3 protein-coding genes are annotated in these 2,140 nt (G+C 48.8%); 1 reads left to right on the plus strand and 2 read right to left on the minus strand.

Features of this window, described 5'->3' with window-relative positions; genetic code table 11:
- Positions 1 to 134: 134 nt before the first annotated feature.
- Entirely contained in the window at positions 135 to 374 is a 240-nt protein-coding gene (locus BLR05_RS26390; protein WP_143016055.1) for a hypothetical protein, read from the plus strand.
- A 631-nt stretch (positions 375 to 1,005) separates the two neighbouring features.
- Here BLR05_RS26390 and BLR05_RS25560 read toward each other — a convergent pair.
- Both BLR05_RS25560 and BLR05_RS26930 read right to left on the minus strand, forming a co-directional pair.
- Entirely contained in the window at positions 1,006 to 1,617 is a 612-nt protein-coding gene (locus BLR05_RS25560; RefSeq protein ID WP_208606078.1) for a hypothetical protein, read from the minus strand.
- Positions 1,618 to 1,921: 304 nt separating this feature from the next.
- Positions 1,922 to 2,140: hypothetical protein (locus BLR05_RS26930; protein ID WP_208606079.1), on the minus strand; the 219-nt coding region annotated here is incomplete at its 5' end.

Raw genomic sequence — 2,140 nt, forward strand, 5'->3', positions numbered from 1 at the left:
GTCGAACTTCAGCGCGCTGCGGGGGGTGATCATGGCTATGGCGGGTTCAGGCGTTCTCGGTCAAAGACAGAGGGGCTGGGTTTTGAGAGGTTCCCAATAAATTCATCGAATGTCAATATCGATCCGGCAGCAAATTGCTGCAAAAAATAGTTCTGGATATTTTTCAAGGCAGGCAGGAAAAAGGGAGTGCAGAACATGCCAAGTCATTGCTGGAAGATATTGAATGGGACGTGGATGATGTCAATGAAGATGATTTCGATGCATCAGAAGGTGCCCTGAAATTTTTGGGTGTGATAGAGATGGTGATTGATTTTGTTTTGAAGGGCGGTAGAAAAAATGCAGTCACTCGGCCATTCAATTTTTGGAGCATATAGATTACTATATGATGAATTATGATGAAGAGGATATAAGGTACAAGAATGCAAATATCTTTCTCGAAGAGGAGTTTGCCCTACAGCGCCATGTTCTACAGGACTTCAAGGAGGCGAAGTCTCGAGATATTCCCGTTGATTACAAGAGGGATAATATCGTTCAAAAAATATCCTCTCTCCATTGATATCAATACCATCATCCCAATACCTGCTTCGGTTTTCTATTTCTTCATCCGGGCTATGGCTGATGGATTGACTTGCAGGGATTTCTCAAAAACCTCCAAACCTTGGTTGGAAAACTCTTCGAAGACATGCACTGGCAGCCCATGAGGCCGGGGCATGCAATCATCATTCGCTATCAAAAATATAGCGAACTATTGAATGAATACAGCGGCAAGCGGTTGATCAGAGCGTAATGCGCGTGCCATCGTCTGGTACATCTGCGAACCGGGCGGCTACGTGCCGCTGGCGCGCATCGATGCCGATGGGAAGCGGCTGGGCGCAGAAGACCTGAACGCGCCCCGCGCTCCAAGCGTGCCTACCCTGTTCGATGGCTGAGCAGAGCGGCCTACCTACCGCCGGAGGACTTTTTAAAGAAATATGACCGTATAGGCATAAAACCTGAAAATTCGGCTCAATCACTTGATTCCATGGAGTTCTTCCATTTGCTAAAAAAATCTCTGTGGACATCGGTATGTCCCGTGCGCCTAGCGACGGCATAGTAATCTTCGAATGAATGATAGCTGGGACTGGGAGCGCCTGTATATGCGTCGTGCGACATATACCAAAGCGAAGGATTTCCATAGCCCGCAGCCTCAATCTCAGGACGTGCCTCGCTATAATAGCTTGACATTTCCTCAATGGTTCCGTATTCAGCGCGTTCTTTATTGTGAGCAGCCCTGGCAACACCTATTCTCCCTTGCTGAAAATCGGCGTTGACCTGTTGAAAATCAGCCGCTCTCCCCAGATTGGTCAGTTCAATCAAAAGGGTATTCAATAGCTGGTGATGGTTGCCATCAATGTCGCTCGCTGTGGATTCAGTCAATAAAATGGTTCTGTCATGGATCCTCGTGGCCGCATGACCATAGGAGTGTCCCGTTTCATCGTCAGCAACGATTCGGATAGTTGCTCCTCCTTCGCGAGCAACGGCGTTTAAGCGATCACGCAAAGTGGCAGAATTTAAATAAATATCTTTTACCAGGCCAAGCGCGCGCGAAATACGCGGATCACCGCTTGGGTTATTCATGTGGGAAAGTACCGAATTCCACTGCTCGTTGCCTCGGCCATTTCCTGCTCCATTGGTGGGCTGCGATCTCTCCCGCAACCTGGCAAGCGGTCCGTCCGCAGTTAATTTTTTTTTTGTTCTCTGGCCCTCTGAGTCTGAGCTGGGCGCAGATGAGCGTGAAATTGTCGAGGGACTGGGAGAGTAAACACGTGTCGGTTTTGAATTGCAGAGGCCCATGGGATTCGATTCGGAGTTTTCAGATTTCTTGTGCTTGCGAGTTGACTTTTAAATATCAAGAAGAAATCATCGATTGCCGAAAAAACCCTCAGAAAAACGAAGCTGTAAATGGCAAACCTGCTGAATATTGCCACTGAGTCAGCAGGAAACCTCTCAAAACCTCCGAATCCGCAAGGGAACCTCTCAAAACCCAACCGCTCTCTTCCTGACCCAAGAAAGCCTGCCCCCTTGCCATGATCACCCCCCGCAGCGCGCTGAAGTTCGACCTGTTCGCCGAGGCCTCGCGCCAGCACAAGAGGGATGAGGT

Source organism: Paracidovorax cattleyae (genome assembly GCF_900104515.1).
Taxonomy (GTDB): Bacteria; Pseudomonadota; Gammaproteobacteria; order Burkholderiales; family Burkholderiaceae_C; genus Paracidovorax; species Paracidovorax cattleyae.